General features: G+C 58.3%; 6 protein-coding genes and 1 tRNA gene. 6 read left to right on the forward strand and 1 reads right to left on the reverse strand.

Annotated features, from left to right (window positions below):
• Nucleotides 1-41 precede the first annotated feature (41 nt).
• Entirely contained in the window at nucleotides 42-1,001 is a 960-nt protein-coding gene (locus tag Q0L48_RS16085) for a complex I NDUFA9 subunit family protein (protein WP_296722655.1), read from the reverse strand.
• 239 nt (nucleotides 1,002-1,240) lie between these two features.
• Here Q0L48_RS16085 and Q0L48_RS16090 point away from each other — a divergent pair.
• From Q0L48_RS16090 to Q0L48_RS16115, 6 genes are all read left to right on the forward strand, one after another.
• A tRNA-Leu gene (locus tag Q0L48_RS16090) sits at nucleotides 1,241-1,327 on the forward strand.
• Between the two features lie 167 nt (nucleotides 1,328-1,494).
• Nucleotides 1,495-1,770: an Arm DNA-binding domain-containing protein gene (locus Q0L48_RS16095; RefSeq protein ID WP_296722657.1), complete on the forward strand. Its 276-nt coding sequence runs from the start codon at nucleotides 1,495-1,497 to the stop codon at nucleotides 1,768-1,770.
• 321 nt (nucleotides 1,771-2,091) lie between these two features.
• Nucleotides 2,092-2,475: a single-stranded DNA-binding protein gene (locus tag Q0L48_RS16100; protein WP_296722666.1), complete on the forward strand. Its 384-nt coding sequence runs from the start codon at nucleotides 2,092-2,094 to the stop codon at nucleotides 2,473-2,475.
• A 558-nt stretch (nucleotides 2,476-3,033) separates the two neighbouring features.
• The gene (locus Q0L48_RS16105) at nucleotides 3,034-3,345 is read left to right on the forward strand and encodes a hypothetical protein (protein ID WP_296722658.1); all 312 of its coding nucleotides are present in this window, start codon (nucleotides 3,034-3,036) and stop codon (nucleotides 3,343-3,345) included.
• 37 nt (nucleotides 3,346-3,382) lie between these two features.
• Entirely contained in the window at nucleotides 3,383-4,522 is a 1,140-nt protein-coding gene (locus Q0L48_RS16110) for a hypothetical protein (protein ID WP_296722660.1), read from the forward strand.
• Between the two features lie 49 nt (nucleotides 4,523-4,571).
• On the forward strand, nucleotides 4,572-7,046 hold the full coding sequence (locus Q0L48_RS16115; protein ID WP_296722661.1) for a hypothetical protein: 2,475 nt from the start codon (nucleotides 4,572-4,574) through the stop codon (nucleotides 7,044-7,046).
• Nucleotides 7,047-7,696 lie beyond the last annotated feature (650 nt).

Raw genomic sequence — 7,696 nt, forward strand, 5'->3', positions numbered from 1 at the left:
TCCGCCCGCGTGGATCGCTCGCACCGGTTCGCGGATCGGTATCAGCGCGTCGCCTTGGCGCGCTCGTTCTCCGCGCCGAACCGGCCGTGCTTGCGGTACCGCAGCATCCACTTGTCGAGGAACAGGCCCAGCGGGCGCGGCTCGATCCCCATGTCGGCCAGCGTGCGATGTTCGCCCGACACCACATTGCTCGCCTTCAGCAGCGTCCACTGGTCGCGGCTCATCGGGGTGCCGGGCAGCGCGGCAAATGTGCTCGACACGCCATCGGGCATGGCGATGAAGCGCCGCTTGCGCCCTTGTGCGGCGGCGATCCGCTCGTGAGTCTCCATCATCGTCAGCTGCTCCGGCCCGCCGAGTTCGTAGATGTGCCCGCCGTGGCTGTCCGGATGCTCCAACGCGGTCCGCACCGCCTCGGCCACGTCGTCGGCATAGACCAGCTGCAGCTTCACATCGGGGCCGAACACCGGAAGGACAGGCAGCATCTCGATCATGCCGCCGAACAGGTTGAGGAAATTGTCGTCCTTGCCGAACACGATCGAGGGACGCAGCACGGTGGCGTTCGGGAAAGCGGCGAACACGCGCTGCTCGCCCAGCGCCTTGGCCTTGGCGTAGGCAGCGGTGGAGCCGGCATCCGCGCCAATCGCGCTCAGATGCACCATCGCGCGCACGCCGTTGGCAGCGGCAATCCGGCCCATCGTGCCGGGAGCCTCACCCATCAGCGCATCGAGGTTGCCCTCGAACGCGCCGACGAGGTTGACCACGTAACTGGCCCCTTCGAGCGCGGCGGCAACGTGTTCCTCGCGCGTGATGTCGCACGGCATGAACTGCAACTGTCCGAGATTGGCGAGCGGCTTGAGCGCAAAGCCGGCCTGCGGATTGCGACTGGCAAGCCGCAACCGCGCACCGCATTCGAGCAGGCTCTGGGCGACGTAATTGCCGATATAGCCGCTGCCGCCGAAAATGGTGACAAGCTGGCCGGAAAGCGGGGAGGATGTGGGCATGGTCGGTTGCTCTTGCTGGCGGGCCGGAAAGTGCCCGGAAAAACTGCACTGCGCCATGCGTCAATGCGCCGCGTCGGGCAAGAGTTCCAGCAGGATGATCGAACAGATTGCCGCTCCGCGCCACGGCGCAGAGGCCGCAAGCAATTATCCCGAGAGGTTTGCGTTGACATAAGCCCCCACCCCTCGCTAAAGGCCCGCCCCTACCCTGCATCCGGCAGCGACGACCGGAAGCAAACCGTGCCCAGATGGCGGAATTGGTAGACGCACCAGCTTCAGGTGCTGGCGCTCGCAAGGGCGTGGAGGTTCGAGTCCTCTTCTGGGCACCATTTGTTCTTCTCAGAACATCCCAAAAAATGTATAAAAGCCGCAGAAATCCAAGGGAATTGGCCCTTGGATGGTCTCGGATCGTCCCAGCAAATCCCGGGCTTTCCGAACGGTTTTGCGGGCCTTTTGCGGGCTCATGTGAAAACCACATTGAGGAAAAGGCCCACACATGGCGCTGACCGAAAACAGGCTTCGGACGCTAAAGCCAAAGGACAAGTCGTACAAGGTCGCTGACCACCGCGGGCTGTACATCGAGGTCACTCCGTCAGGCGGCAAGCTGTGGCGATTCCGCTACCGGATCGGCAATGTCGAAAAGAAGCTTGCGATCGGCCCCTACCCCGAGATCAATCTCAAGCAGGCGCGCAACGCCGCCGATGCGGCAAGGCATTCAGTCGCTGACCCTCGGCCGAAAGGCAATCCTGTTCCACTGCTTTGCCGGCTGTGACCAGCAGAGCGTGCTTGCGGCTCTCGCAAGGGAAGGCATCGATGCACCAGCCCTGTTCGCAGGGGGGTCAGAGCCAATTGCGCCTCACGCGAGCAGCGCGCGCAAATCATCAGCGGCTGCGCTCAAGATCTGGCGGGAGGCCGCGCCTCTGCCCGGAAGCCCTGCCAAGACCTACCTTGAAGGTCGCGGCATTCTCGCTGCTTCGCCGGCGCTGCGGTTTCATTCGCGCACACCGCTTGGCCCGAAGGGCCATACGCGGTTCGTGCCGGCCCTTATCGCTGCGGTTAGTCTCGACGAAGGCCCAATCGCGATCCACCGCACATTTCTCGCACAGGATCTGAGCGGCAAACCCGCGAAACCAAGGGCGGCACCAGCGTCACCGGCATCACGGTTGTCACCGACCGCCCCGCCCGCGACAAGGACGGGAACACCTACAAGGACGAGAACGGCTTCACCGCCAAGGACAGCGAGTTTCACCGGGTGACCTGCTTCAATGGCCTGGCCAAGACGGTCGGCCAGTACTGCTCGAAAGGCCAGCTGGTCTCGGTCCAGGGGCGCCTCCACTACACCCAGTGGGAAGATCAGGACGGCGTGAAGCGCTACGGCTGCGAGGTGCTGGCGGACAAGATCGACTTTCTCTCGCGCGCCAGCAACCGCAGCGACGATGATGACATCCTAATTGCCGCCCTATCGGGATGCACGTAAGCCGACCTCGTTTTCGGACAGCCATCTTCCTGCCAATACGGCTCGAAATACAGCTCCGAGTCCCGAAAAAGCTACGTTGATGACAATCTAACTGTCTGGTGGGTAATCGAAACGCTGACTGTGTCTCGTATCGAGGCCCTCAGTTTGCCCCGCAAAAATCTTTAGCCCTTAACTCTCTGACTGATTGTGGGCCGGTTGCTGGCGGTCTCCTTTTGTCTAGATTTACTCAAAAGCTGCCGTTGCGCTTTCAACCCGGAAACGGAAACCGAAAAGCAGTCTGCCAAGCGGCCACAAAATCGGCCGCTTCGTATGTCAACGGCTGTTCCAAAAGCTAGCATTTCAGGGGATCAGGCTCATAACTTGGAGGTCGTTCGTTCAAATCCCCATTAATTACAATTATATTGAAAACGCTAGAAAAATTAGCTCCACTGGTTCCAGTGGCGCTTTGAACATCAAGAAATTGGAGGCTTTCAAAAAGTGGCTATTTTTAGGTCTGTATAACAGTGATATAGACCTGTCGGCCTAAGCGTTTAGATTTCATGCAACAGGGAGAACGAAATGGCCCAGTGGACAATCATTGGCAAGGAATCCGAGCAAACCAGCGGCGGCACCGCCAAAAGCTTTAGCGTATTACTCAACACGGATGATTTGATATGGACTGCGTTCGGCACTCACCTAAGTACTTACCTCTCTGTTAAAGAAGGCAAGTTCACTTTTCAGCTTAGCGGGGAACTCGGCCTCAAGCTCTTATCATCCACCGGCAAATGGGTGGCCACATTCAACCAGCTGCTTGCGAACTCGCCGATTGGAGCGACCGGCACGGGTCAAACCGAGCTTAAGCAGATCGAGTGGAAGCTCGATAGCAAGTAGGCGCGATCGGGCTATCAGCTTCTCGAAAGGTCGATTGATGGAGAGCATCGAAATAACTGGACCCAATCGAGTCGATTCCAATGGCATCCGCCGTCTTAGTTATACTCACGTTACGAAAGATGGGTATCACGCATTGAGCATGGTGGTGAACGGCGACCGCGAGGCCGTGCGCAAGCAGGTCGCCAAACATCATGGCGTTCCACTCGCAAGGGTTAGCTTCGGCCCCTACTACCGCGACGAACCCCAACCCGATTTCGATTACCAATATCGCCAAGCAACCTACGAGCGAGGTGCTTCCAACCTGGTCACCAAGCGCTTTGCAACCGGCGCGGCGGGCACGCCCAACGACGTGCGGGTGAGTTGGGGAGGCAGCGTATGGTTCAGCGGGTCGGCGAATTGTTTCGCACGCTTTGACGAGGCGCGTAACCTGTCGATCGTCAAGCGGACCGTTGGCCATATGCCGACGGTGATGTGGTTCGAGCGGTCCTTACCCGACTACGGCTGGCGTTATTTGGATCCACAGGGTCGCAGGATCGGTTTCATATCGGACAGCGGCGTCTTCGGCGACGAAATCGTTCTCGAGGCCGGTGCCCACCCCGTGATGTTCGGCCCTAATGGGAGCGACTTCAACTCGCCTATAGTCGCGACCGATGCGGGTTTCGTACTCGACCTTCAGAAAAATCGGCGCTTTGCCACATGGACCCCCACCATCGATCTCATTGGCATTGCGGACGATACGGCATGGCAGATTGCGAATTCCAAACTGGTGTGTTTCTTCCCCGGACATGAACGCGGGGAACGGTGGGCGGCCCTGAAGGGAGGGAACAGCAAGCCGGGATTCATCCAAGGCCCCGCGGCCAGCCATGGCAACCTGATCTACATGGACCCCGGACGCGACGTCATCGGCTTTGTCGAAGGTTATGATAAGATTGTCGAAATCCAGCTGCCTCAAGGCACCGGAATCCGTTGGATGCATGTCGTTACTGAGGATAACATCTGGTTTACGGGCAAGCGTGGACAATCTCTGTTCAAGCTCAACCGCAAGCGGATCGTGAAGGAGTATCCCTGCGCGACGCCGAACTCCGATCTCTTCAGACTGGATATGGGATCGGATAGCCTGTGGTTCACCGAACCCTCGCATAATTGCCTGACTTACGCCGATATCAGCAACCTGTGATGCGCCGTCCACGGGCAGGTACGCATTCCGGGCCTCAACGAGAGAATCGATGATGCCGCAGAAGAACGCGAATGGCCTGACTTTCGAAGACTTGCGGGATCATCTCGTCGCTTCGGTCGGGAGCGCAGTGGAAATAGCGACGGCAGATATAGCCGGTGGGCTAACGGGGGTCCTTGCCGACTATCTCGGCCTGACGACCTTGCGACTTGAAAACGTGCGCCTGCTCGAGCAGGGCGAGGCGGCGGTGCGCGTGGCGGGACCCGTCAGGCTTTCGGCGGGAGGGAACCGGAAGATCGAGATCGGCGTCGATGCGCGGTTCACACGAGCGAGATCTGGGATCGGATACACAGTCATCTTTGCTGTAACTCCGTCGGCCACCAAGGCGATGCTTGGCGATCTCGCTCGCGTGCTTGACGCGCTGCCGGTAGAAATGAGCGGCATGTGGGTTGCCCTGAGTTCCGAGACGCAAGGAACGATTCACGTGCATACACCGGGACATGAACTTGGTGAAGCCGTCATCGAGGCGGGGCATAGCTACATGTTTCGACTTGGCGGCAGTCTTCTCAACTCCCTCAAGTTGGATCGTACGATCTTCTATCTGGCCAATTTTCCCGGTGCGCTCAATTTCAATACAAGAACGCGTATCGTGTTGCCGATTGGGCCACTGCTTCAGGTTACCGTGCGCTCGATCGGAATCGAAGGAGCACAAGCAATTCGCTTCGCCGGCGAAGGCGTCTTCGATTTCTTCGGTCAAAAACTCGAAATTCCCGCCGATGTGCGGGTGAGCACCGCCGGTGTGGCGTTCCAGATCGGTCTGGGTCGTTTCATTCCAAAGATCGACGCCCCCCTTTTCAAATTCCTCGTCCTTGATCGAGTCATTGCCAGCGTCGACGGATCCCTTGCGGGATACGCCGTGGGGGTGGAAGGCGATTTCGCGATCGCCGGGTCGGGCAATACCGGCCGGTTTTTGGTGAAGTATTCCTCGGGGCCCTCGAATGGCATTCCCGACCTGTTCGAGCTGAAGTCCAGTCGGCTTACGCTGTCCGATGTGGCAACGCTCGCATCGGGTTTCGAGGTTCGGCTGCCGCAATCCATTGATCGGGTTATCGAGTTGCGCGAAACCTACATCTATACAGCGCAAAAGCCCGGCATGATTACGATGAGCGGCGTGCCCAGCGAGGTAGGGATCAAAGCTTATTCGAACGTGACGCTCTTGGGATACAAAACCTACGGAGAGGTCGAAGCCGTTGCCGGCAGGTTCGCCGCCCGCTTCCAGTTCGCTCCGATCAAGTTGGGCAACATCATCGAAATCAGTGGGAGCGGGGCGGGAAGCCCGCGGGGATTTTCGGGCAATAACGTCGGCAAGAACGCGATCATGGTCGAGGTCGATTCGCGCAATCATTCGGCCGCTGCTTCGCTCAAGGTGCGGCTATTCGGCCAATCGACCATAGATGTGGTTGGCAAGCTGAACGATCGCTCCATGGATTTCGTCATCAAGGCCAAACTGCCGCAGCCATTGGGGGAGACTGGCTTCAGCGCGGCCATGGCGAACGATACGGCGACGTTGAGGGCTCGGGTCCAGATGGAGGTGAGCGTCAAGGCCGACTGGGGCTCTGGCAAATTCAGCATCAACAAGGCCGCAAAGGTCGAGGCTGATCTCAAGATAGAGGCACGGCCCGGCAGTGCGACCGGCCGCGCCGATGTCCGTGCATCGCTAGGGCCAGTCCAGCTCGCGTTCCCCCTCGATTTTGATCCACTGGACGTCAACGGGCTGGTCGAGAAAATCCAACGAGAGGTCGAAAAGCAGATCGTGGCCGCCCTCGAGAACGCAGTCAAATGGCTGGAAGCGATCCTCGACGAAACGATCGAATTTTTTGAAGATTCCGCGCGTTTGGCCGCAGCGATCGGATTTGAACTGAACAGACGTTTCGGCAAGTCGGCAGAACAGGCTGCAGCAGCGCTGCGCGACGCCGGTTACGACATTAACAACGCATACCTCGTCCTCGAAAATGGGTTCGGCGCGGGCTACGAAAACATCAGGGACCTGTTGCAGGTCGCGGGTGGCTTTGCCGAAAGGGCAGTACTCGACTGGATGAGAGAGATCGGCAAAGCCGACGTTGCGAAATTTACCGCTCACACCGTGGCTGATTTCATGATGCGGGCTGGCTATGGCACCGAAAAGGCGATCGCCGAAATTCACGACATGTTGAGGGACACGAAGCTGACAGCCGAGGTAATGGGACAGCTTGTCAGGTCACCGAAGGAAGTTGCGAAGTTTCTTTTCAAGGCTGGAGTTTCGGTGGGGCACGCCGCCGAATATCTGGCTGAGGGTTTCGCTTTATTGACCAAGGAGGCGTTGAAGGACACGCTCACCGCTGTCGGATTTCCGGCTAAGCAGGTTGGGCCCGTTCTCGAGACCGTGTGGCGGGAATCCGGCCGAGCACTCGAGAACATCCGTGACGAACTCGGACGCGGCTGGAAGAAATATACGCGACCCACGATACGCTGGCGGGTAACGTGGTGACGTTAGAATTTTCTCGAGAGGAGATAAATTATGGCGAGCGTCCCCCCAAGAAGAGTAAAGACCACAAGGTGTTCCGGCGTAAGCGGAGCAAGGCCTGCGAGCCGGTGAAGATTCCCTTAGGAGGAGATTTTAAGCCAGGTCCGGACTACGAACCCAAGACCCTTTTCGGGCCGGATAGGTACTCAGCTTGTTCGCAGTGGATCAACGAGAACTGCGACGACAAGCTGACCTGCTGAGAGGCCCCCATCCTCGTTTTGACGCCTCGAGCAGACGGTCCGCAACCGACCCTAGTTTTGTCGTCGGCCAAAGGTACGCTTACCTCAACTCGTATATAAAAAACGCCAGTCGGCAGCCTACTCATGATCGGACATAGGCTGATGACACCTAACTGAAATCTGACGGTCTGCTTTCAGGCCCATTACAAACCGTCCGCTATGACTGCAATGAGGGCGCAAATCGAACATCGATTTCCACCCAGCTTTCAGGAGGGAAAAGTCAATTTAGAGTTCTGAAAAAGGCATCGAACCAATAGCTTATTTGGTCCCTAAGGGCCTTTTCCGGTCCTTTCGAAAATATCCCATCACGTAAGTGCCTGATTTAGAGCGTTTTCCCCACGTTCTGACTCGGAGGGGATTCCTTTGCGGGCGCGG

The sequence above is a fragment of the Erythrobacter sp. genome (assembly GCF_024305245.1).
Lineage (GTDB): Bacteria > Pseudomonadota > Alphaproteobacteria > Sphingomonadales > Sphingomonadaceae > Erythrobacter.

What these genes read in the sequence shown, in the direction of transcription:
- Q0L48_RS16105 (WP_296722658.1), top strand. Translation starts at nt 3,034, where the DNA reads ATGGCCCAGTGGACAATCATTGGCAAGGAATCCGAGCAAACCAGCGGC.
- Q0L48_RS16110 (WP_296722660.1), top strand. Translation starts at nt 3,383, where the DNA reads ATGGAGAGCATCGAAATAACTGGACCCAATCGAGTCGATTCCAATGGC.
- Q0L48_RS16095 (WP_296722657.1), top strand. Translation starts at nt 1,495, where the DNA reads ATGGCGCTGACCGAAAACAGGCTTCGGACGCTAAAGCCAAAGGACAAG.
- Q0L48_RS16085 (WP_296722655.1), bottom strand. Translation starts at nt 1,001, where the DNA reads ATGCCCACATCCTCCCCGCTTTCCGGCCAGCTTGTCACCATTTTCGGC.
- Q0L48_RS16115 (WP_296722661.1), top strand. Translation starts at nt 4,572, where the DNA reads ATGATGCCGCAGAAGAACGCGAATGGCCTGACTTTCGAAGACTTGCGG.